Source organism: Carnobacterium sp. 17-4 (genome assembly GCF_000195575.1).
In the GTDB taxonomy this organism is placed as follows: Bacteria; Bacillota; Bacilli; order Lactobacillales; family Carnobacteriaceae; genus Carnobacterium_B.
This window is the reverse complement of the sequence record NC_015391.1, coordinates 701,835-725,212: the sequence shown is the minus strand read 5'-3', so window position 1 is coordinate 725,212 and position 23,378 is coordinate 701,835. Positions and strand designations below refer to the sequence as shown.

20 protein-coding genes are annotated in these 23,378 nt (G+C 35.4%); all 20 read right to left on the bottom strand.

The features are described from left to right. Positions 1-4: 4 nt before the first annotated feature. The 20 genes from CAR_RS03550 to rny all read right to left on the bottom strand — a co-directional run bounded on the left by CAR_RS03550 (position 5) and on the right by rny (position 23,250). A complete protein-coding gene (locus CAR_RS03550) occupies positions 5-694 on the bottom strand; it encodes a metal-dependent hydrolase (protein WP_013710341.1) in 690 nt (229 codons plus the stop codon). 103 nt (positions 695-797) lie between these two features. Then, a complete protein-coding gene (dinB, locus tag CAR_RS03545) occupies positions 798-1,931 on the bottom strand; it encodes a DNA polymerase IV (protein WP_013710340.1) in 1,134 nt (377 codons plus the stop codon). Between the two features lie 159 nt (positions 1,932-2,090). After that, positions 2,091-3,005 carry a metal ABC transporter permease gene (locus CAR_RS03540; protein WP_013710339.1) on the bottom strand — a complete coding sequence of 305 codons (915 nt, stop codon included), beginning with the start codon at positions 3,003-3,005 and terminating at the stop codon, positions 2,091-2,093. Between the two features lie 2 nt (positions 3,006-3,007). After that, positions 3,008-3,919 (bottom strand): metal ABC transporter permease, encoded by a 912-nt coding sequence (locus tag CAR_RS03535; protein WP_013710338.1) that lies wholly within the window; start codon positions 3,917-3,919, stop codon positions 3,008-3,010. Further along, positions 3,920-4,690, bottom strand: a complete 771-nt coding sequence (locus CAR_RS03530) for a metal ABC transporter ATP-binding protein (protein ID WP_013710337.1) — start codon at positions 4,688-4,690, stop codon at positions 3,920-3,922. Positions 4,691-4,716: 26 nt separating this feature from the next. Next, entirely contained in the window at positions 4,717-5,649 is a 933-nt protein-coding gene (locus CAR_RS03525) for a metal ABC transporter solute-binding protein, Zn/Mn family (RefSeq protein ID WP_013710336.1), read from the bottom strand. 14 nt (positions 5,650-5,663) lie between these two features. Then, entirely contained in the window at positions 5,664-6,311 is a 648-nt protein-coding gene (locus CAR_RS03520) for a metal-dependent transcriptional regulator (RefSeq protein ID WP_013710335.1), read from the bottom strand. Positions 6,312-6,561: 250 nt separating this feature from the next. Further along, positions 6,562-9,192 carry a bifunctional acetaldehyde-CoA/alcohol dehydrogenase gene (adhE, locus tag CAR_RS03515; RefSeq protein ID WP_041556143.1) on the bottom strand — a complete coding sequence of 877 codons (2,631 nt, stop codon included), beginning with the start codon at positions 9,190-9,192 and terminating at the stop codon, positions 6,562-6,564. Positions 9,193-9,414: 222 nt separating this feature from the next. Beyond that, entirely contained in the window at positions 9,415-9,702 is a 288-nt protein-coding gene (locus tag CAR_RS03510; RefSeq protein ID WP_041556142.1) for a post-transcriptional regulator, read from the bottom strand. Between the two features lie 154 nt (positions 9,703-9,856). Continuing rightward, positions 9,857-10,201, bottom strand: coding sequence for a preprotein translocase subunit YajC (gene yajC, locus CAR_RS03505; protein WP_041556141.1), 345 nt, complete (start codon positions 10,199-10,201; stop codon positions 9,857-9,859). Between the two features lie 99 nt (positions 10,202-10,300). Next, the gene (gene tgt / locus CAR_RS03500; protein WP_013710331.1) at positions 10,301-11,446 is read right to left on the bottom strand and encodes a tRNA guanosine(34) transglycosylase Tgt; all 1,146 of its coding nucleotides are present in this window, start codon (positions 11,444-11,446) and stop codon (positions 10,301-10,303) included. Between the two features lie 69 nt (positions 11,447-11,515). Next, positions 11,516-12,112 carry a TetR/AcrR family transcriptional regulator gene (locus tag CAR_RS03495; RefSeq protein ID WP_013710330.1) on the bottom strand — a complete coding sequence of 199 codons (597 nt, stop codon included), beginning with the start codon at positions 12,110-12,112 and terminating at the stop codon, positions 11,516-11,518. 489 nt (positions 12,113-12,601) lie between these two features. Next, complete coding sequence (queA, locus tag CAR_RS03490) at positions 12,602-13,633, bottom strand: tRNA preQ1(34) S-adenosylmethionine ribosyltransferase-isomerase QueA (RefSeq protein WP_041556140.1); 1,032 nt, start codon at positions 13,631-13,633, stop codon at positions 12,602-12,604. Positions 13,634-13,643: 10 nt separating this feature from the next. Then, positions 13,644-14,657 carry a Holliday junction branch migration DNA helicase RuvB gene (gene ruvB, locus CAR_RS03485; RefSeq protein WP_013710328.1) on the bottom strand — a complete coding sequence of 338 codons (1,014 nt, stop codon included), beginning with the start codon at positions 14,655-14,657 and terminating at the stop codon, positions 13,644-13,646. A gap of 34 nt (positions 14,658-14,691) precedes the next feature. Then, positions 14,692-15,306: a Holliday junction branch migration protein RuvA gene (ruvA, locus tag CAR_RS03480; protein WP_041556139.1), complete on the bottom strand. Its 615-nt coding sequence runs from the start codon at positions 15,304-15,306 to the stop codon at positions 14,692-14,694. A 188-nt stretch (positions 15,307-15,494) separates the two neighbouring features. After that, positions 15,495-15,932: a peptide-methionine (R)-S-oxide reductase MsrB gene (gene msrB, locus CAR_RS03475; RefSeq protein ID WP_041556138.1), complete on the bottom strand. Its 438-nt coding sequence runs from the start codon at positions 15,930-15,932 to the stop codon at positions 15,495-15,497. A gap of 81 nt (positions 15,933-16,013) precedes the next feature. After that, positions 16,014-17,996, bottom strand: coding sequence for a DNA mismatch repair endonuclease MutL (mutL, locus tag CAR_RS03470; RefSeq protein ID WP_041556137.1), 1,983 nt, complete (start codon positions 17,994-17,996; stop codon positions 16,014-16,016). 28 nt (positions 17,997-18,024) lie between these two features. After that, positions 18,025-20,649, bottom strand: coding sequence for a DNA mismatch repair protein MutS (mutS, locus tag CAR_RS03465; protein ID WP_013710324.1), 2,625 nt, complete (start codon positions 20,647-20,649; stop codon positions 18,025-18,027). A 50-nt stretch (positions 20,650-20,699) separates the two neighbouring features. Then, positions 20,700-21,506: a TIGR00282 family metallophosphoesterase gene (locus CAR_RS03460; protein ID WP_013710323.1), complete on the bottom strand. Its 807-nt coding sequence runs from the start codon at positions 21,504-21,506 to the stop codon at positions 20,700-20,702. A gap of 184 nt (positions 21,507-21,690) precedes the next feature. Further along, positions 21,691-23,250: a ribonuclease Y gene (rny, locus tag CAR_RS03455; RefSeq protein ID WP_013710322.1), complete on the bottom strand. Its 1,560-nt coding sequence runs from the start codon at positions 23,248-23,250 to the stop codon at positions 21,691-21,693. Positions 23,251-23,378 lie beyond the last annotated feature (128 nt).

The following is a 23,378-nucleotide window of genomic DNA, read 5'->3' as shown; positions in this document are numbered from 1 at the left end:
CATACTACATATAAGATAAATCGATTACTTCTCCAATTTTCAATGCTAGACCTTGATCTTCAGACAAGTTTGTGCAAAACTCTTCTGCATTCTGTTCAATGAGTGGAAACGTATTATAATGAATAGGAACGACTTTTTTAGCTTGGATATAACTTGCAGCAATGATAGCATCTTCTGGTCCCATAGTATAATTGTCTCCTATAGGTAAAAAGGCTACATCTATTGTTTTATAGGCGCCTATTAATTTCATATCTGTAAACAATGCTGTATCACCAGCATGATAAATCGTTTGATCGTCCGCACTAAAAATGATACCAGCAGCAAGTCCTAAGGTAACAGCTTCCCCATCTATTTCATATGAAGATCCATGAATAGCAGGTGTCATCTTAATTTCACCAAAATCAAATTGATGTTTCCCACCCATTTGCATGCCATGCGTTTTAAAGCCCTTCCGTTTAAAAAAAGATGCTATTTCTACATTGGCTACAATTAATGCTCCTGTTCTTTTAGCGATAGGTTCCGTATCTCCGATATGATCATTATGTGCATGAGTTATAATAATTACATCTGCTTGAACTGTATCGGGGTCTAAATCACTTTCTGGATTTCCGGTAATAAAAGGATCCATTAAAATAGTCATTCCCGAATCAGTCAATAGTTGTAAACAAGATTGTCCGTGCCAAGAAATTTGCATCTTATTACTCCCCTTTCATTCGTTGAAACGAACTCTCGATAGAATAATTTTATTATACAGTTGTCAAAAATAGAATGCAATTAGTCTTGTTATATAACAAGACTCAATAATCGGTTTCTTTATCCCATAAAGGTAAAACAATATTTTCATAGGCTAAAGGATCTAAGTTAGTTACTGTAATCCCTAGTAACCGTATCCCTCTATCCAATACCCCAATTTCATCCCATAGGTTTTGAGCATGAAAGAATATTTCTTCCCCATTTTTTACATAATTAGGTAATGTTAGTCGTTTTGTAGCTGTTTCGAAATTTGAATACCGTACTTTTAACACAACTGTCTTCCCGTGTTTTTGATTTTTTTGAAGTGAGAGTTGCACTTTATTTGCGATAAATCTTAGTTCGCTCAAAACTTCTTGTTCAGTTGTAAGATTTTTTCCATAAGTTAACTCTCTGCCAACTGACTTTCTTTCACGACTTACTCGAACAGGTGAATTATCGATTCCTCTGACTTTACGATAAAGAGAATATCCCATTCTACCAAACCTTTGAATCAGTTCCATTTCATTTTTTTGAAATAAATCTTCTCCAGTATAAATAGAAAGGTCATGCATTTTTTCAACAGTCTTTTTTCCTACACCATAAAATTTTTCAATGGGTAGTTTCCGTAAAAAGTCTAGGGCTTCATCTGGTGGAATAACTGTTATTCCGGCAGGCTTATGGTAATCAGAAGCTAATTTTGCAATAAACTTGTTATAGGATACTCCAGCTGAACTAGTCAATTGAACTTCTTGCCAGATATCTCGTTGAATGAGTTTAGCAATATAAGTTGCACTTGTTAAGTTATGTTTATTTACAGTTACATCTAAATACGCTTCGTCTAAAGAAAGAGGTTCAATCGTATCGGTGTAACGTTCAAATATAGACCGAACTTCTGCAGAAATTTCACGGTATAAGTCATAATGTCCCGAGATAAAATTTCCGTGCGGGCATAGCTCATATGCTTTTTGGGCACTCATTGCAGAATGTACGCCATACTTACGTGCTTCATAATTAGCAGTAGCTACGACCCCTTTTCCCCCTGTTTCTTTTGGATGTCGTGCGATAATAACGGGCTTCCCTTTTAAATCAGGGTTTTCTCGTTCCTCTACTGAGGCAAAAAAGGCGTCCATATCAATGTGTATAATTTTCCTCGTTGTATCTCTTTTAGGTTCATCAAATCTCAACACACCAATGTCCATCCTTTTCCACCTCCTTTATCCTCATTATAAGGGAACGTACATTCTGAATCAAGATTTATAAGCTTAGCGCATTGAGTTTATATTTTCATATCTTCGTTTAAATAGGTATCTAAACATGCAAAAAAGGTCTCAGACTTTTGTCCAGACCCCTTCTACGTTTTAGCTTAAATGATTACTTTCAAGTGCTTTCTTTAATATCTTTTTCTGTCTTTTTTTACGATGCAATTCATAGATAAATCCTTTTTTTGGAGAAAATATAAAGATCACTATAAAGGTTAAACCAGTTACAACTGCGATCATACCCGCAATGGAAACATCAAAGTACATTGAAAGCTGAAAACCAATCAAACTATTTACAGCACCTAAGGCAGCACTAATGCCTAACATGTAACTTAACCGATTTGTTAACAGGTACGCTGAAACTGGAGGTCCTACCATAAACGCTACTACCAATATCGATCCGACTGCTTCGAAAGCCCCAACTGCTGTAACGGACACCAATGACATCAATGCATAGTGCAACAAGACCGGAGAAAAACCTAACGAAGCTGCCAACAAAGCATCAAACGAAGTCAATTTTAGTTCTTTGTAGAAAAAACCTATGAACAAAAGCAGCAGGATAAGGATAGCAGCCATCGAATAAATAGCCTGTGGACCAACATCAATCCCAAATAGAATCAATCGATCAAAAGGAGCAAAAGCTAATTCTCCTAATAACACTGAATCTGTATCCAAATGCACATCTCCAGCATAACGGGTAATGAGAATAATTGCGATACTAAACAACAACGGAAAAATAATTCCAATAGAGGCATCTTTATCCAGTAATTTTGTTTGATGAATCAATTCTGTCAACCAAACTGTAAGAATTCCTACAAGTGCAGCACCAACAATCAGTAATGGCGAATTTAAGTCTTGGGTGATAAAAAAAGCTACTACAATACCCAATAAAATCGTATGAGTAATGGCATCTGTCATCATAGCCATCCCGCGGATTACCAGAAAGACACCAGGTAATGCACAAGCAACAGAAACTAAAACTGCAATGAGTTGTATTTCAAAAACAGGGTTCATACTTATCCGCCTTTCTTTAATTGACTTGCAAACTCTTTTTTACGTTGCATATTTTTGATCAATTTCCAAATAATCCCTCTACTTGGAGCAAAAAGAATACTGATCAACACAATTGAACTGATAATTAGAACAATAGTTGGTCCTGTTGGAATTTGTTGGCCTAATGAACTAATCATAGTTCCAATAATTCCAGAAACACACCCAAAAATTGCTGCTAATACTACCATAATAGATAAATGATTCGTCCATTGTCTAGCTGCTACTGCTGGTCCAATCAATAGAGAACTCATTAAGATAACTCCAACCGATTGTAATCCCATCACGATAACGATCACCGTTAGAGTCGCTAAAAGACTATTCATCCAGTAGACTGGCAATCCAATACTGGTAGCAAATGAATGATCAAAAGCCATTAATTTAAATTCTTTCCAGAACGCGATGACCACGATCAACAACACAATCCCTACTAGGAACATGATTCTGACATCTCGCTCTAAAAGAGTAGAAGATTGTCCAAAAATAAATTTTTCCAAACCAGCTTGATTAGAGTTTGGACTTTTTTGGATAAAGGTCAATAAAACTAAACCAAGGCCAAAGAACACAGCTGTAGTCAGCGCCAATGCACTATCGAATTTAACTTTAGAGTGTTTAACGATAACCATAATCAACCAAGTAGCCAGCAAACCTGAAATAAGCGCTCCGAGCAACAAAATTTCCATTTGTTTATTTGAGGTAAGAATAAATGCTAGACAGATTCCTGGTAGAGCTGCATGACTTACCGCATCACCAAGTAAACTTTGTTTACGCAAAACTGCAAAACTTCCGATAACACCGCTTAATAAGCCTAAGATGCTCGAACCGAAAACGACTACTTGAAAAGTATAATCAAAGAAAAGAGCACTTAGTACATCCATTTATTCTTCCTCCCATGGTTTTGTTTGATTTTGACGATAAGTTTTAGCAATCAACTCTTTAGTAAAAGTTGTTTCAATTGGTCCACTTCCAATCAATTCGCGATTAATTAAAATAACTTCATCAAAATATTCTGGCACAGTTTGTAAGTCATGGTGAACAACGACAATCGTTTTCCCCTCTGTTTTCAATTCCTTTAGCAATTGAATAATAATTTTTTCTGTTTGCGCATCTACACCTTGGAAAGGTTCATCCATTAAGTAAATTTCCGCTTCTTGAACCAATGCACGAGCTAGAAAGACACGCTGTCTTTGTCCACCAGATAATTGACTGATTTGTTTATCTTTGAAGTCAGCCATCCCTACTTTTGCAAGCATCTCATTTGCTAAGGCTTTATCTTTCTTTTTAGGCCTTTTAAACCATCCTAAGTGACCATATCTTCCCATCACAACGACATCTAAAACAGTTGTTGGAAAATCCCAATCCACACTTCCATTTTGAGGTACATATGCGACTAAATTTTTATTTTTCCCATAATTTTCATCTTTTGTTTGTTCAAAAGTAAAATCTACTTCACCAGCAATTGGCTTTATTAAATTGATTAAAGATTTAATAAGTGTAGATTTACCCGCACCATTTGGTCCAACAATAGCTGTTAATGTGCCTTTAGGGATATTAACCGAAATATTCCACAAAACCGGTTGTGCTTCATAAGCTACAGTTAATTGATTTAAGCGTATTGCAGTCGTTTTTTCTATTTGTTCATTCTCCATGCTTTATGCACTCCAGTCTTTTTGATTTATTTCAACGCATCAACAATGGTATCTACATTAGATTTCACTGTCTTTATATAAGTTTCACTGTCGTTTTCTTTATCTCCAAGAGAATCTGAGTAGAGTTCTCCTCCGATTTCAACTTCAAAACCTTTTGCTTTAGTAGCTGCCTGTAAAGATTCAATGGTTCTTGTTGGAACAGAAGACTCGATAAAAATAGCTTTTATACCATTGTCTACAATATAATCTGCTAATTGGCTGATATCACCTGTCCCAGCTTCAGCATTTGTATTTAATCCTTGAAGCCCAATAACGTTAAATCCATATCCTTCACCAAAGTAACTAAAGGCATCATGAGCTGTTACCAAAACACGATCATCTTCTGGTATTTCATTTACACGATTGGTTACATATTGATCTAACTCTTCCAATTCAAGCAAATAACTTTCTAAGTTTGCTTGATAACTTGTTTCATTTTTAGGATCTGCAGAAATCAACCCTTTAGATACTTCTATTGCTGATTTTTTCCAAAGACCTACATCAAACCAAATATGCGGGTCAATGGAAGTACTTCCTTCTCCAGCAGAGAGAACATCATCTTCATTTAAACCATCTTCTAAAGCAATAACGGTCTTTTTCTGTTCTTCTAGTCCTTGAAATATTTCACCCATTTTCCCTTCAAGTTCTAGTCCGTTGTAAGCTACTACATCTGCAGACTGCATATAGATGACATCTCTTGCACTTGCTTTATACAAATGAGGGTCTACTCCCGCAGACATCAGTCCGGTTACATCAACATGTTCTCCACCTATTTCTTTCAATAAATCGGTTAACATAGTCGTTGTGGCTACGACTTGTAATTTATCCGAATCCTGATCTGACCCAAAATTATAACAACCTGTTAGAAAAATAAATGCAATAAACAGTGAACTGAAAAGAATGCGCTTAATAGTTTTCATCTTTCTCCTACTTTCTATGCCAATTCAATAAAAATACTCGTAGCAGCCTTATAACTGATTGCTAGCTGCTTACCTTCTGATTCAAGTATAATAGGTCCTTCATAAGCCCCAATATCTATTATTTTATATACATCACCTATGTTAACTTCTAGTGAAGCTAAATAATCCAGCAAGTCTTTCTCATCTGCGACTCTTTTAATTTTGACCACATCATAAACTTGTTTATCTACTAAATTCGGGAGTTTTTTTTCATCGATGATGCCTTTTTCAGTTGGAATCATTCCTCCATGAGGACAAACAGTGGGGAAATTTAAGTAATGATCTAATTTCCTTGCTAACTCAACTGAAGTAACGTGTTCCAACACCTCAGCTTCTTCATGAACCTCATTCCAGGCATACCCTAAATGGCTAACTAAAAAAACTTCCCATAAGCGATGTTTCCTTACCAAAGCACTTGCTTTTTGAAGGCCCTCTTGGGTTAATTGAATCCCTTGATAGGGCACATGTTCAACAAATCCCCCTTTTAATAACTTGGTCACCATTTCGCTGACAGATGCAGCAGATACCTTTAGTCCTGCAACGAGTTCTTTATTGGTTACTTTTTTAGTTGTACCACCAAGTTCATAAATCATTTTCAAGTAATCTTCTTTATTTGGCGTCATAATTTTCTCCTACCTTACTTTCTAGGTTTATAATTTTTAGTGCTGTGCTATAGATAAGTTAATTAAATTAACTTTCTTTTGACCGGTCATTTATATCCCGCTATCATTTAATTATTATTTTTAGGCTCACCTAACTTATATTAAAAGTATACCTTGATTTTTTTTTTTTCAAGTCTTTTATCAAACTAATTGCATTTTGAATACAAAAAAGAGAAGCTAGGGCAATTGCCTTAGCTTCTCTTTTTTGTTCTTAATGTACTTCTTCAAATGCATCAATAATAATTTGTTTCAATTCACTGATTAAGGGTTGTTTTGGATTAGCTGTGGTACATTGATCTTCAAATGCTAATTCTGCCAATTCGTCAACTGTGTTGTATAAATTCTCAGACGTTACACCTTGACCTTTCAAACTCATATCAATGCCAACATCTTTTCCTAATTTATTAATTTCTTGAACCAAAGATTCCACTAATTCTTCTGTAGTATTCCCTTTGAATCCTAAGAAACGTGCGATTTCAGCATAATCTTCATGTGCATGGAAATATTCATATTTTGGAAACAAAGCATGTTTTGCTGGATCTTTTGCATTGTAACGAACAACATGAGGCAGCAATATCGCATTAGTGCGTCCATGAGGAATATCATAAGCAGCTCCAATTTTATGTGCAATAGAATGATTGATACCTAAAAATGCATTAGCAAATGCCATCCCAGCCATAGTAGAAGCATTATGCATTTTTTCTCGAGCTTCTTCTGTACCATATTCGTATGATGCACGTAAATTTTCAAAAACAAGCTTGATTGCTTGAAGACTCAACCCTCTAGTGTAATCACTAGCCATCACAGAAACATATGATTCGATTGCATGTGTCAAAACATCCATACCTGTATCCGCTGTTACCGATTTTGGTACACTCATAACAAACTGTGGATCGATGATTGCTACATCTGGTGTTAGAGCATAATCAGCCAATGGGTATTTCACGTGTGTTTCACTATCTGTAATTACTGCAAATGGCGTCACTTCAGATCCCGTACCAGAAGTTGTTGGAATACAAACAAACTGTGTTTTTGTTAGATTCGGAATTTTGTAAGTTCTTTTTCGAATATCTAAAAACTTCTGTTTAGCTCCAAAGAAAATCGTCTCAGGTTTTTCATAGAACAACCACATTCCTTTAGCAGCATCCATCGCAGAACCGCCACCAATAGCGATAATCGTATCTGGTTGAAAACGAACCATAGCTTCTGTTCCAGCTTTAACTGTGTCAGTAGAAGGATTTGGTTCAACATCTGAAAAAATTTCAATTTGAACTTTGTTAGTTCGCTTCATTAACTCTTGTACAACTGTATCTGCATAACCAAATTTTACCATGCCAGGATCACAGACTAGAAAAACACGTTCGATATTTTCCATGTCTTGTAAATAAGCAAGAGAATTTTTCTCAAAATAAATTTTTGCTGGTAATTTAAACCACTGCATATTATTTCTCCGTTTCGCAATTGTTTTAACATTCATTAAGTTTACTGCCGTAACATTTTTAGAGATTGAATTTTTTCCATATGATCCGCAACCTAGTGTCAATGAAGGAATCATGTTGTTGTATAAATCACCTATTCCACCTTGAGCTGTTGGAGAGTTCACCAAAATACGACAAGCTTTCATTTCTACTCCAAATTTTTCTGCTAGTGCATCATTTTGAGTATGGATCGCTGCTGAATGACCTAATCCGCCCAATTCTAACATTTGTTGAGATAAATCAAATGCATGACGAGTAGAATCTGCTTTGATCATTGCAAGTACTGGAGATAATTTTTCGCGAGATAACGGATAATCTGCGCCAACTCCATTTATTTCTACTACAATCATTTTCGTTTCATGAGGTATTTCTATACCTGCGAGTGCTGCAATTTTGTAAGGAGCTTGCCCTACTATTTCTGGGTTTACAGCAACTTTTGCTTCATTCATAACAGCTTTTTCAAATTTTTCTATTTCGTTTGGTTTAGCAAAATAAATAGAATGTTTTTTAAACTCCTCTTTTACTTCTTGATAAATTTCTTTATCTACAATAACTGCTTGTTCTGAAGCACAAATCATTCCATTATCAAATGTTTTTGATGCAATAATATCATTAACTGCACGTTTGATTTTTGCAGATTTTTCAATGTAACTTGGGACATTCCCTGGTCCTACTCCTAAAGCTGGTTTGCCAGTAGAATAAGCTGATTTAACCATCGCAGATCCTCCAGTTGCTAACACAATCGCAACTCCCGGATGTTGCATCAAGTTATTCGTAGCTTCCAATGAAGGTTGCTCGATCCATTGAATACAGTTTTCTGGTGCTCCAGCTTTTATAGCCGCTTCTTTCAAAACAGTTGCTGCAGCTATAGAACATTTTTGTGCACTTGGATGAAAAGAGAAAATAATTGGGTTCCGTGTTTTTAAAGCAATTAAAGCTTTAAACATTGTTGTAGATGTTGGATTAGTAACAGGTGTTACACCACATACTACTCCGACTGGTGTGGCTACTTCTATCAGTTCAGTTTGATTATCTTTACTAATGATCCCAACTGTTTTATTGTCTTTTATAGAATTCCAAATAGATTCTGTAGCAAACATATTTTTAATGCATTTATCTTCATAGATTCCTCTACCTGTTTCTTCAACTGCCATTTTAGCCAAAGGCATATGTTGGCTTAAACCAGCCATTGCCATTTGATGAACGATAAAATCAACTTTTTCTTGATCAAATGTTTCTAAAACACTTAATGCTTCTTTCCCTCGGTTAACTAAGTTGTCGATTGCATCAACTACACTAACATTATTACTTACAGCACTTTTTTTATCTGTTTTGATTTTTTCTTTCATACCAACTTCCATCATTTTAAATCCTCCTAATGTTGTTATCTATTTCACAATCATCATACTTTATTTTTGTTTTTTTGTAAAGAAAAATAATCCTTTAAAATATAAATCCTTATTAAACAATTTAAAATAAAGGTTTGATAACTTTCTACATTTTAAATATTTTATTATTTTGATGTTAAAACATTCACAAATTAACTTTTAAAAAGAAGAATCAGTCAAATACACTGATTCTTCTTTTTAAAATAGATCGTCAAAGTTCATTTCTTCAAGTGAAGTAACTTTATAAACTTGAGCTTCTAAAGCAGCATAATCTAAGTACTGATTTGGTGTAATTTTCATAATATCATTAATTTGTTGGTAATAGTGTGTTGGTCTTATTTTTTTCCAACAGAAGCTTGTAACATAATTCCATAAATCTTCTTCATTTATTTGATGGTAACCCATTTGATTAAATTCTTGCATTTTTAATTTTAGCCACGGTTCGTACTTAGCATAGTAAGCAAAGGATTCATTAATCAACAGCATACACTCCTTATCTAAAACTGTCTTCATTCCTTTATGTAACTACTACAGAACTTTAAAACAAAGTAACATAATTTGTTTTAAAACACAACTATTGCATTAAAAAAAGTGCTATCAGTTTTAGTCTGATAGCACCCCTTATTCTTAAGTGTAACGATTAAAGTTTTTCGTCAGTATTGTTTTCTACTATATCTTGAGGTGGTGTGTTTGTTCCAAGATCTTCTATAGGAGTTGAAACTCCAGTAGTCACTATGCGAGCAATGGCTTTCTTTTCAAATGTTAAAAAGATTCCGTCACAATCAAGTACAACAGTATTATTGGTTGTATTCACTTCATCAATAATCCCATGTAGTCCACCAATTGTTACAATTGAATCACCTTTTTTCATAGCATCAAGCATATTTTGTGTTTTTGTAGCAGCTTTTTTTTGCGGGCGAATCATCATAAAATACATCAAACCCATAATCGCAATAAAAGGTACAAAATTAAGAATTAACTCCATTTTTCCACTCCATTCTCCGATTCAATCATCTTTACACTACTTACTTTACCAAACATCTAGTCTTTTTACTATCTCTTAAATAAGATTCTTATAAAACCTTTAGAAATTTCTAGCATTCGGTTTATTGTAACCATATTCTTCAAAAAAACTTTCTCTGTATTCCAATAAATTATCATCCATAATAGCCTGTCTTACATCTTTCATTACATTTAACAAGAAATACAAATTATGGTAACTAGTCAAACGTAACCCAAATGTTTCATCCGCTTTAATCAAATGACGGATATAAGCTCTTGTATAATTTCGACAAGTGTAGCAATCACATTTATCATCCAATGGCCCAAAATCGCGTTCATATTGTGCATTTTTGATAACCACTCGACCTTTACTGGTCATACATGTCCCATTACGAGCAATACGAGTAGGCAACACGCAATCAAACATATCGACTCCTCTAATGACACCATCAATCAATGAATCGGCAGTACCTACGCCCATCAAATAACGCGGTTTATCATCTGGAATAAGAGGTGTAGTATATTCAAGTACTTTATTCATACTTTCTTTTGGTTCTCCAACAGATAACCCTCCTATTGAATACCCTGGAAAATCCATTGATACCAAGTCACGAGCGCTTTGTTGACGAAGTTCTTTGAACCCAGCACCTTGAATAATCCCAAATAATCCTTGGCTATCCGGTTTTGCATGTGCTTTCAACCCTCTTTCAGCCCAACGACTTGTTCGTTCAACTGATTTTTTTACATAATCAAAACTTTCGTCAAAAGGTGGACATTCATCAAAACTCATCATAATATCCGGTCCTAGTTTATTTTGAATATTAATAGCTTTCTCTGGTGATAAGAACATTTTAGAGCCATTTAAATGATTCCTAAAATGAACCCCTTCTTCTTCAATTCTGCGCAGATCACTTAATGAAAATACTTGAAATCCACCTGAATCGGTTAAAATACCTTTGTCCCAGTTCATAAACTTGTGTAGTCCACCTGCTTCTTCAACGATATCTTCACCAGGGCGCAACCATAAATGATACGTATTGCTTAATATAATACTTGCTCCCATTGACTCTAATTCTTCAGGGGCAATACTTTTAACAGTTCCCAATGTCCCAACTGGCATAAACATCGGTGTTTGGAAAGTTCCATGAGGAGTAATAATTTCTCCTAGTCTTGCTCCTGTATGTTTTTCTTTTTTTATCAATCGGTATTTAATTGCTGGTTCGGTCATGCTTCTATTCCTACTTTCGTTCATCTTAGATTACAGATTCATTAAATCTTTTTTATACTTAATTATTCATTAACGCACTGTTTTTAGTGTCAACTCAATGACATCTTTCAAATGAATCGTCAGTCCTGGTTCTTCATCTGAATATTCTTTTCTAGCTTTATCAACTAAAAGGCTCATAATAGCACTATTAAACATAAAAACAATTGTTTCATATTGTTGATCAGTTAATAAATGTTCTTTCGAAAATTCTTTTAATTTTGTACACAATAATTGTTGGATGTATTCCTGTTTATAGTTAAAAATCGATTTTGTTTGTTCATTTCCTACTTCTTTAATTGTACTGAGAACAATTTGGCGATGCTTATCAAAAATATCCGCAATAAAACGACCGGACTGTTGCATTAAATCCGTTGTGTCTTTAAAACTCTGAGAGAAAAATTCATCTACTTCGTTAGTAATTTGTTTTGTATGTTGTTTAAAAGCGGTATCCATTAAAGCTTGTTTAGATTGAAAATTTTTAAAAATAGTTGTTTCATTAACTTCAGCTTTTTGTGCAATCATTTTTGTTGTAGTACTTTTATACCCCACATGTGAAACTAAATCTAATGCTGCATCAATAATACGTTGTTGCGTCTTCGTTAATGCTTCCGCGTTTACATTTGCCACTTAATTATGACCTCCAAATTCAACATACTTTTAAACAAGTATGTACTCACTCAATATAATAGTTTATCACACTAGTTTTAGAAAACAAGCTATTTTTTAACTTTAAGACACTTTATTGGTAACCGCTTTCTAATCGTGGTATATTATAGGTGGATAGAGAGACGCTTATATGAGTGAATTGGTTGAATTTCTTTAGTGTTTAGAAGTCGAAGAAGCAAAAAATCAACATTCTGTTTTGAGTTACAAGATTCACTGTCCGATTCGTTTAAAAATAAAGCTGTACCTTTAGCAACACCATATGTACCCTTTTTAAAGGTTTAAAGACAGTTTAACCAAAGTAGTACAGAAACTGTATGTCGTTTTAAAAGAAGTTCAAATAAATGTTTGTTTTAACAATTCGCTGATTCACTCCTATCCTCTCTAAAAACCAATAGAAGTTGGCCTGAAAAGCCAACTTCTATTTTTTTGTATGCAGATTAATGAAAGCCTTTATTTAACAAACATTGCATCTCCAAAACTAAAGAAACGATATTTTTCATCAACTGCATGTTGATACGCAGCTAAAACATGCTCTCTTCCTGCAAAAGCACTGACCAACATTACTAATGTTGATTTTGGCAAATGAAAGTTAGTTGAAAAAGCATCCACAACTTTGAATGTGTAGCCCGGTGAAATAAAAATATCCGTCCATCCGCTGTCTGCTTTTATTTCTCCATTAAATTTGGTACCAATCGTTTCTAACGTACGAATAGAGGTTGTCCCCACAGCAACAATTCTACCGCCATTGTTTCGAACAGCTGTTAATTCTGTGGCAGATTCTTCTGTTAAACGGTAAAATTCTGAATGCATCTCATGGTCTTCAATCGAATCTACACTCACGGGTCTGAAAGTACCTAGCCCTACATGTAGCGTTAAGAAAATCAATTTTACACCTTTTGACTTGATTTTTTCTAGTAATTCTTCTGTAAAATGCAAGCCAGCTGTAGGGGCAGCAGCAGAACCGTTTTCTTTTGCATAGACAGTTTGATAACGTTCACTATCTTCTAATCGCTCTTTGATGTATGGAGGAAGGGGCATTTCTCCTAATGATTCCAAAACTTCTAAAAAGATGCCATCATAAGAAAAATCAATGATCCTTCCCCCATGATTTAATTCTTCCGTTACAGTCGCAGTCAATCTCCCATCTCCAAAAGAAATAACCGTGCCCACGGTAGCTTTTTTAGCTGGTTTAACAAGCGTTTCCCATTGATCTTTTTCTGTATTTTTTAATAACAATATTTCAAGATGTGCGCCAGTTTCTGGTTTTACTCCGTGTAACCGTGCTGGCAATACACGTGTATCATTCATGACCAACGCATCACCTTCATTAAGTTCCTCAAGGATATCCGTGAAGTGTTTATCGTCAACTTCGCCAGTTTCTTTGTTTAAAATCAATAATTTTGAACTTGAGCGATTTTCTAAAGGGGTTTGAGCAATTAGTTCTTCTGGTAAATCAAAATCAAAATCTTTTGTTGTTAACATAGTCATACTCCTAATCTGTATAAGTAGTTGGATAACCTAGATGAGTGTAGCCCATATGAGTTACAATTCTTCCACGTGGGGTCCGTTGAAGGAAGCCTGCTTGCAACAAATAAGGCTCAACCATATCTTCAATTGTTTCAATTTCTTCTCCGATATTAGCTGCAATCGTAGACAATCCAACTGGTCCACCATGATAATTTTCAATCATCGTTTTTAATAATTTTTGATCAACAAAATCTAAGCCTTCTTGATCGATTCGCAGCATCGCCAATGCTTCATCTGCTATTTGTTTTTTTATCACACCGTTGGATTCTACTTGAGCATAATCCCTTACACGTTTTAACAAGCGGTTTGCTACCCGAGGAGTCCCTCTCGATCGTCTGGCAATTTCGATTGCACCTGATTCGATTATTTCAGTATTAAAGATATCTGCTGAACGCAAAACAATATCACTCAGTTCTTCTACTGTGTAATATTCCATATGCGAGACAATTCCAAAACGGTCCCTTAAAGGAGCTGATAACAATCCTGCTCTGGTTGTTGCACCCACAAGAGTAAAAGGTGGCAACGGGAAGTGAACAGGGTGTGCAGTTGGCCCTTGTCCTACAATGATGTCTACAAAGTAATCCTCCATAGCAGAATACAACATTTCTTCAACTAGTCTTGGCATACGATGGATTTCATCTATAAATAGAACGTCACCAGCTTCCAACTCATTCAAAAGAGCAACTAAATCTCCTGCTTTCTCGATTGCAGGACCACTTGTTGTTCGTATGGCTACGCCCATTTCATTTGAGATCACCATTGCCATTGTTGTTTTCCCTAAACCAGGTGGGCCATAAAGTAAGACGTGGTCTAGCGCTTCTTCACGATTCTTTGCTGCTTCTATATAAATCGACAATTCTCTTTTTACTTTTTCTTGGCCGATGTATTCCGCTAAATAATGCGGGCGTAATGACTTTTCTAACGAAATTTCTTCAGTCGTGCTGCTATCACCGGAAATTATGCGTTCTTCTGGATTCATTGTTTTTCACCACTTTTCTTTTTTTGCACTTTGCTTACTTCTTCATCAATAATCGCAAAGCTTCTCGTAAATAAGCATCTGTTGATTCTTTATTTAATTTACGAATTTGCGGTTCAATTTTTTTAATTTCTTTCGCACTGTACCCTAACGCTTCTAGAGCTTCCATTGCTTCAGTAACATGATTGTAATTAGTGGACAATACTAATTCCTGTTGATAATCAGCTGCATTTTCTAATGGTGCAACTGTCAAGTCAGCTAATTTCCCTTTTAGATCCAAAACGATCTGTGATGCCGTTTTTTTACCCACTCCTGGAAATTTTGTTAAATAAGCTGCGTCTTCATTTTCAATTGCTTGTACTAGACCTTGATGATTATCATTAGCTAAAATAGCTAATCCACTTTTTGGACCAATACCTGAAACGCTAAGCAATTTTAAATACAATTGTTTTTCAGTATAATCTTTAAAACCATATAACGTAATCGCATCTTCTCGAACAGCTTGGTGTACATAAATTGTTATTTCCTCATTTAATTTACTTGAAAAGCGAAAAGGGTTAGCTATAAATAATTGGTACCCTATCCCATTTGTTTCAAGGACAATGTACGCAGGACTAACAAAGGTCACTATCCCTTTAATATATTCATACATATTATTTTCTCCATTCACTCATTCTATCGTTTTACTAGATGCAAAAAGGCACACCTGTTCGCTATTTATTTTACCACATTTGCATCCATAAAAGGAGCTGCTGCCTAAAAAATCCTAGACAAAATATAAAAGCACCCTCTAAACTGTGTAAACAGTTAGAGAGTGCTTTTCCTATTTAACTTACTACATTAAGCAAATAATTTTCGGTAACTGTCGTACCCTTCTTCTTCTAATTTATCCACTGGTACAAATCTTAAAGCTGCTGAATTGATACAGTAGCGTAAACCACCCTTATCTTGAGGACCATCCGGAAAGACATGTCCTAAATGAGAGTTCGCATCTGAACTTCTCACTTCAGTGCGTTGCATACCAAATTTCACATCCATTTTTTCAATAACTTCTTCTTCTTCAATTGGTTTTGTGAATGATGGCCAACCGCATCCTGCATCATATTTATCATTTGAAGAGAATAATGGTTTTCCACTGATAATGTCTACAAAAATACCATCTTTATAAAAGTCGTCGTACTCACCTGTAAATGGACGTTCAGTAGCTTCATTTTGAGTTACTTCATATTGAATATCAGTTAACTTATTTTTCAATTCGTTTTTATCATAGGTGCTCATGAAAATCCTCCTTTTTGATTCTACTTTCATTCTACACTTTTTAAAGAATTGCTTCAATTTATTGAATTTAATTTATTGAATTCAATGAGGGTCTTGGATACGTTTGAACATTTTTTCCATATCTTTATTAGTAAAATGAATCAATACTGGTCTTCCATGCGGGCAATTATATGGATTTTCTGTCTTCTTTAAGTCTTTTAATAATGCTCTAGCTTCTGCATCATTCAAATAATGATTTGCTTTGATCGAGCCTTTACAACTCATCATTATTGCTGTAGCTTCTCTAAACTTAGCAACACTTATGCTGCCTTGCTCCAATAACAAATCAATCATTTCTCTTACGATGCTCTCTTCTTCGCCTTGGTTAAACCATACAGGATGACTTCTTAGCAGAAAGCTATTTTGGCCAAATGGTTCTAAGAAAATACCCACAGTCTCCAATGCATCATTATTTTCTTTGATCTTGATTGCATCGCTATTCGGGTAATCCAGCATTATAGGTACCAATAAATCCTGTAGATCATTACTGACTTCGCCAATCTTTTTCCGGAAGTATTCGTATTTTATTCGTTCTTGAGCGGCATGCTGATCCAAGATATACAACCCTTTATCATTTTGCGCAAATAAGTACGTTCCATGCATTTGACCAACATATTCTAGCGTTGGAAATTGGTCAACGGATTCAGTAGGGATCTTTTTTTTCTCCATTAATTTACTTGCTGTTTTTAATGGCGATTCTTGGTGATAATCAACTAATTCACTGACTAGTTTATTTGGGACTTCTCCAATATGACTTTCTTGCGGAGCATATCCAAAGGGAGTCTCTTGAGTATTTTCTTTCAAGAAAAACGAATCTTTTTCTTCCTCATCTACACTATCCTTTTCAAAAGATCTAGATTGATGATGAGCATTATAAGAGGTTGAAGATGAATAATTATTTTCGGACTCTTTATTGTTTTCATTTTTTACTTCTGGGTTTCTTTCTTGATGAAACTGAAACGTTGTCTGTTCAGTTTCCACCATCGGCAAGTCTGTTTTCTTTTTAAAAGATAAATTTTCTAAAGCATCCGGGATAAGTTGTTCTTTACTTAGACTCTCATGAATAGCGGACTCTATCAATTGCATCAATTCTTTTTCTTTACTAATACGAACTTCTTGCTTTGTCGGATGTACATTTACATCTACTAACAAAGGATCCATATCAATTTCAATAGCAGCAACCGGATAGCGTCCAACCATAAGTTTAGACCGGTAACCCGAGATAATAGCTTTATTCAATAAATAATTCTTAATATAGCGTCCATTTATAATAATAGAGATGTAATTTCGACTTGCTCTTGTGAGTTCGGGTAATGAAATAAAACCCGACACTCTAAAATCCAAATCTTCTTTCTTTATTTCTCTCATTTTTTTGGCTGTAGCAACTCCATAAATACCTGCTAGAGTTTGTTTCAGATCGCCATTCCCAGCTGTTCGCAACAACTGATTGCCATCATGAACCAAGCGAAAAGCAATATTCGGGTGACTGATAGCCATTCGATTGACAATATCTGTCACATTCGACAGTTCTGTTTGCAAGCTCTTTACGTATTTTAATCGTGCAGGCGTATTGAAAAAAAGGTTTTCTATTGTGATCTTACTTCCTTTTCTTGCTTCATTCGCTCTTTCCTCAATAATTTTACCGCCTTTTAAAGAAAGATACGTTCCACGTTCTCCACCGATCGATGTTTCTAGCGTAACCTCTGACACGGAGGCAATACTGGGCAGAGCCTCTCCACGAAACCCAAGTGTACGAATTCGGAAAAGATCATCACGAGAATAAATTTTACTTGTTGCATGTCGCTTGAATGCATTTTGAACTTCTTCTGGTTCGATACCTAGTCCATTATCAATGATCTGTATTTTTTTCAATCCAGCTTCTTCGATAAGAATGTCAATCTGGCTGCTTTCTGCATCAATTGCATTTTCAATCAATTCTTTCACTACTGAAGCAGGTCGCTCAATTACTTCGCCAGCCGCAATTTGATTAGCTAATACATCTGAGAGTTCTTGAATTTTTGCCATCTCTTCCATTCCTTCCCACTAACTAAAATCAGTTCAATTTCTGTTGCCATTCACTAATGCAATTCAATGCTTCTAGAGGGGTCATTGTTAATAAATTCATCTTTCGAACAGCTTTAACGACTTCAGTTTCAGAATCTTCCAGCAGTCCGAATAAAGAAAGCTGTCCTTCATCCTTCTCTTCAACTTTTTCTTTCTGAGAAGATTTACTTGGAATTGACGTTTCTTTAGCTGAAGCTATTTGAGTAGAGCGGTTTAACACAATTTCTTCTTTTTGTTCCAGTTGTTCTAAAATAACAGCTGCACGTGAAAGCAAATCATCAGGAAGTCCAGCAAGTTTAGCTACTTGAATCCCATAACTCTTATCTGCAGGACCAGGAAGCATTTTGTGTAAAAAGACTAATTCTCCCTCTTCTTCTACTGCACCTACATGAACATTTGTTAAACGAGTCAGTCGCTCATCTAACACTGTTAACTCATGGTAATGTGTTGAAAATAACGTTTTTGCGTGAACATTTTCATGAATGTATTCAATGATAGCTTCCGCTAAAGCCATACCGTCATAAGTGGCTGTTCCACGTCCAATTTCGTCAAATAAAATCAAGCTGTTCTTTGAAGCGTACCGCAAAGCTTCATTCGCTTCCATCATTTCAACCATAAAGGTACTTTGACCTGCAATTAAATCATCTGCTGCTCCAATTCGGGTAAATATTTGATCAAATATCGGCATTATTGCTTTATCAGCAGGAACAAAACAGCCCATTTGAGCCATAATAACGGTTAACGCTAATTGCCTCATATACGTACTTTTACCAGACATATTCGGTCCAGTAATAAGTAAGATTTCATTATCTTGATCCATTTCAACACTATTTGGCACATACGTTTGTTGTCCCAGAACTTTTTCAACAACAGGATGTCTTCCTTCTATCAAACTGATTTCTTGACTATTAGCAGCCATTAAAGGACGAGTATAATGGTATTTTTCGCTTATCGTTGCAAAACTCTGCAACACATCAATGGCGGCTACTGTTTTGGCCAAGTTTTGCAATCGTTCAATATAGTCTTTAATCGTTTCTCTAACTTCAGCAAATAAGGTGTATTCTAGAAGCATGGATTTTTCTTCAGCTTCTAGAATTAAAACTTCTTTTTCCTTTAATTCTGGAGTAATAAACCGTTCAGCATTTGCTAAAGTTTGTTTCCGTTCATAACGCCCTTCAGGCAAATTAGCAAGGTTGGCTTTAGTTATCTCAATATAGTAACCAAAGATTCGGTTGTAGCCAATTTTCAAGTTTCTAATGCCTGTTGCTGCTTTTTCTTCAGCCTCTAACTGAGCGATCCATTTTTTACCGTTACGCATAGCATCACGGTAAATATCCAACTGTTCATTGAATCCATCTTTAATGACTCCACCATCTTTTATAGAAAGAGGAGCATTTTCATCTATTGCTTGATCAATCAGCTGAACGACTTCAGGAACTTGGTCTAATTCAGTAATCAATTGATCCCATTCACCTTTGTTCATCAACTGAATAATCTCAATTAACTGAGGGATTTGAAGCAACGACGTTTGGAGTTGAATTAAGTCGCGTCCATTAACATTACCAAATGCTACCCTACCAGCTAACCTTTCTAAATCATACACTCTCGTTAACGCTTCATTTAGATCTGTTCTTTCAAAGAAATGATTGATTAAACTTTCAACAATATTCTGTCTCATCATGATCTGTTGTTCTTGAATGAGAGGTCGATCAATCCATTGCTTTAAAAGCCTTCCACCCATGGCTGTTTTGGTTTCATCCAACAACCACAAAAGAGTCCCCTTTTTTTGTCCTGTACGAATCGAAGAAACTAATTCTAAATTATGCTTAGAATAATGATCCATTTTCAAATAATTAGTAGGAGAATAAACTTCTACTTTTTGTAGGTGACCTAAATTTCGTTTTTGGGTAACATATAAATAAGAAAATAATAACTTAACAACATCAATCAAGTCGCTGTTCTCAATCTCACTTGTCAGGTAAGAAAATTCTGCGCGTTCAATCATTTCTTTTTGAGTAGATACCATAATGCCTAACTTTGTTTCTAATTCCGCTTGTACATCTACTTCCATCGCTTCTTTAAAAACAACTTCTTTTGCTTTCAAACTCATTAATTCGCTCATTACCGCTTCTAATGAATTTAACTTTGTTGTTTTTAATTCTCCTGTACTTAAATCAGCATACGCTAAATGATAGTGATCTGTATTTGTACCCATTATAGCAGCCAAATAATTATTTGTTTTAGCGTCCATAGACTTCGTATCCATAGCTGTTCCGGGTGTAATTAACTGAACGACTTCTCTTTTCACCATACCTTTTGCTGTTTTTGGATCCTCTACTTGTTCACAAATGGCTACTTTGTATCCTCGTTCTATTAAGCTGTCAATGTACCCTTTTGCTGCATGATACGGAACACCACACATTGGAATCGGTTCATCTGCATTACGGTTTCGACTCGTTAACGTAACTTCTAAAAGTTGCGAAGCTTTAATAGCATCTTCATTAAATAGTTCATAAAAATCGCCTAAACGATAAAACAAAAAAGCATCTGGGTAATTTGCCTTTATCCCTAGATACTGTTCCATCATAGGCGTTTGTTTTGTTTTTTGTGGCACTTTTCCCGCCTCCTTGTGGTTAATTAGTGTTCAGCAATCTTGTATTCTGCTTATTCAAAACCGCCATTAAACGGACGATCTTCATTGATCACAATATTTTCAATTTTTTTAGCTTCGCCTGTACTATCGTCAATATCAATAAAACAACCCGATAGAATTTTTCTTCCTTCTTTTGGCACTTCAAAACGTGTTGGCATCTGTGTCAAGAATTTTCTTAAAACAGCATCACGATCCATACCTAATGATTCATCATACGGTCCAGTCATCCCAGCATCCGTTAAATAAGCTGTTCCATTTGGTAAAATACGTGCATCATTCGTTTGCACATGAGTATGTGTTCCAACTACTGCCGATACTCTACCATCTAAATACCATCCCATTGACTGCTTCTCACTAGTCGTTTCGGCATGGAAATCAACAAAGATCAATGGTGTGCGTTTTAACGCTTCTTCCACTAGTTCATCAGCTTTTCTAAAGGGATCATCAACATCCGTCATGAACACTCGGCCATGTAAATTAATAACAGCCAACTCAAGTTGATTGACCTTTATATAGGAAATCCCTTTTCCGGGTGTTCCTTCTGGGTAATTAGCCGGTCTAATCATTTTTTTAGCATCTTCAATAAACTCAAAAATATCTCGGTTATCCCAAGTATGATTTCCCATTGTTACAATATCCACACCATCTTGTAAAAAACCTTTATAAATTTTTTCTGTAATTCCACGACCTGCTGCTGCATTTTCTCCATTTAAAATAGTGACTTGTGGTTTATACATCTTTTTCAATTTAGGTAAGTAATCATGAACCATTTCGCGGCCCATCGAACCTACAACATCTCCAATAAATAATAATTTCATTCAAATATTCCTCTTCTCTTTATCATCCTCTATATTTTAACAATAAACGGACCGAAATAAAAGCTGGCCTTTCCATTTTTATTTACCAGTTCACTTGTTTAACATTAATTTTTGGCAACTTGCAACAAAAAAACCGATACAAGTCGGATTTGTCATCGACTCATATCGGTTTCTACACTACTATTTACTTAGCGTATTCTATTGTTCTTGTTTCGCGAATAACCGTGATTTTAATGTGTCCTGGATAATCAAGTTCACTTTCAATGCGGTTTCTAACATCACGCGCTAGCTTACTTGCAGCTAAATCATCAAGTTTTTCAGGTTTGACCATAATGCGGATTTCACGACCAGCTTGTATTGCAAAACTTTGTTCCACTCCTTCGAAATCATTAGAAATACTTTCTAATTTTTCAAGTCGGTGAATATAATTTTCAAGTGATTCGCTTCTTGCACCTGGACGCGCCGCAGATATTGCGTCGGCTGAAGCAACTAAAACAGAAATGACAGATGTCGCTTCTACATCACCATGATGTGAAGCAATTGCATTTACAACTGTTTCATTCTCTTTATACTTCATACCAATCTCTGCACCAATTTCAACATGTGACCCTTCAACTTCATGATCTAGTGCTTTACCAATATCGTGAAGTAGACCTGCTCGCTTAGCTAATGTAACATCTTCTCCTAGTTCAGCAGCCATCACACCAGCTAATTTAGCCACTTCAATAGAATGACTCAAAACATTTTGTCCATAACTTGTTCTAAATTTCAGACGTCCTAAAATTTTGATCAAATCTGGGTGTAATGAATGTACTCCTACATCAAAAGTAGCTTGTTCTCCAATTTCTCTGATTCTTTCATCCATTTCCTTACGTGATTTTTCTACCATCTCTTCAATTCGAGCTGGATGAATCCGTCCGTCTTGGATTAATTTTTCAAGAGTCATTCGAGCAATTTCACGACGTATTGGATCAAATCCACTAAGTACTACTGCTTCTGGTGTATCATCTATAATTAAATCCATACCAGTCAGTGTCTCTAGTGCTCTGATGTTACGCCCTTCACGGCCTATGATACGACCTTTCATTTCATCGTTAGGCAATGTTACCACGGATACTGTCGTTTCTGAAACTTGATCCGCTGCAGAACGTTGAATGGCTAACGCAATTAAATTTTTAGCTTTTCGATCTGCTTCTTCTTTTGCTTTTTGTTCAGAATCTTTTACCATTACGGCTACTTCATGAGACAATTCATTTTCTGTTTCTTTCAAAATTAATTGTCTTGCTTCTTCTCGTGACAAAGCCGCAACTCGTTCCAATTCATTTTCTTGTTGTTCGACTAACTCAATGGCTTTCTTCTCTAAATCGTTAACATGTAGTTGTCTAGAACTTAATTTTTCTTCATTCGCCTCGAGTGTGTGTTCACGCTTTTCTAAGCTGTCGTTTTTACGATCAATATTATCTTCGCGTTGCAGCAAACGATTTTCTTGTCTTAGAACTTCATTTCTTCTCTCTTTCAGCTCAGCTTCAATTTCAGTTCGATATTTGTGGCTTTCATCCTTCGCTTCTAACATCGCTTCCTTTTTCATGGTTTCTGCTTCTCTTTTTGCTTCTTCCAATATTCCAGTTGCGGTGTTTCTAGCACCAGCTAGTTCTTTTTCGTGGTTTGCTTTGCGGACGAGATATCCAACAATAAGACCGACAACTAAAGTAACGATAGCGAAGGCAACACTTTTAAAATCCATTCTTCCACCTCCGTATCATTTATTTAATTTGTCATTTAATATTTATCCATTATTTGGTAGAACAAGAATAGCTTTATACCAATAAAACCTACCCGATATCTAATTTTAAATTAATAGATATCTTAATT

What these genes read in the sequence shown, in the direction of transcription:
- CAR_RS03550 (WP_013710341.1), bottom strand. Translation starts at nt 694, where the DNA reads ATGCAAATTTCTTGGCACGGACAATCTTGTTTACAACTATTGACTGAT.
- dinB (WP_013710340.1), bottom strand. Translation starts at nt 1,931, where the DNA reads ATGGACATTGGTGTGTTGAGATTTGATGAACCTAAAAGAGATACAACG.
- CAR_RS03540 (WP_013710339.1), bottom strand. Translation starts at nt 3,005, where the DNA reads ATGAACCCTGTTTTTGAAATACAACTCATTGCAGTTTTAGTTTCTGTT.
- CAR_RS03535 (WP_013710338.1), bottom strand. Translation starts at nt 3,919, where the DNA reads ATGGATGTACTAAGTGCTCTTTTCTTTGATTATACTTTTCAAGTAGTC.
- CAR_RS03530 (WP_013710337.1), bottom strand. Translation starts at nt 4,690, where the DNA reads ATGGAGAATGAACAAATAGAAAAAACGACTGCAATACGCTTAAATCAA.
- CAR_RS03525 (WP_013710336.1), bottom strand. Translation starts at nt 5,649, where the DNA reads ATGAAAACTATTAAGCGCATTCTTTTCAGTTCACTGTTTATTGCATTT.
- CAR_RS03520 (WP_013710335.1), bottom strand. Translation starts at nt 6,311, where the DNA reads ATGACGCCAAATAAAGAAGATTACTTGAAAATGATTTATGAACTTGGT.
- adhE (WP_041556143.1), bottom strand. Translation starts at nt 9,192, where the DNA reads ATGATGGAAGTTGGTATGAAAGAAAAAATCAAAACAGATAAAAAAAGT.
- CAR_RS03510 (WP_041556142.1), bottom strand. Translation starts at nt 9,702, where the DNA reads ATGCTGTTGATTAATGAATCCTTTGCTTACTATGCTAAGTACGAACCG.
- yajC (WP_041556141.1), bottom strand. Translation starts at nt 10,201, where the DNA reads ATGGAGTTAATTCTTAATTTTGTACCTTTTATTGCGATTATGGGTTTG.
- tgt (WP_013710331.1), bottom strand. Translation starts at nt 11,446, where the DNA reads ATGACCGAACCAGCAATTAAATACCGATTGATAAAAAAAGAAAAACAT.
- queA (WP_041556140.1), bottom strand. Translation starts at nt 13,633, where the DNA reads ATGTTAACAACAAAAGATTTTGATTTTGATTTACCAGAAGAACTAATT.
- ruvB (WP_013710328.1), bottom strand. Translation starts at nt 14,657, where the DNA reads ATGAATCCAGAAGAACGCATAATTTCCGGTGATAGCAGCACGACTGAA.
- ruvA (WP_041556139.1), bottom strand. Translation starts at nt 15,306, where the DNA reads ATGTATGAATATATTAAAGGGATAGTGACCTTTGTTAGTCCTGCGTAC.
- msrB (WP_041556138.1), bottom strand. Translation starts at nt 15,932, where the DNA reads ATGAGCACCTATGATAAAAACGAATTGAAAAATAAGTTAACTGATATT.
- mutL (WP_041556137.1), bottom strand. Translation starts at nt 17,996, where the DNA reads ATGGCAAAAATTCAAGAACTCTCAGATGTATTAGCTAATCAAATTGCG.
- CAR_RS03460 (WP_013710323.1), bottom strand. Translation starts at nt 21,506, where the DNA reads ATGAAATTATTATTTATTGGAGATGTTGTAGGTTCGATGGGCCGCGAA.
- rny (WP_013710322.1), bottom strand. Translation starts at nt 23,250, where the DNA reads ATGGATTTTAAAAGTGTTGCCTTCGCTATCGTTACTTTAGTTGTCGGT.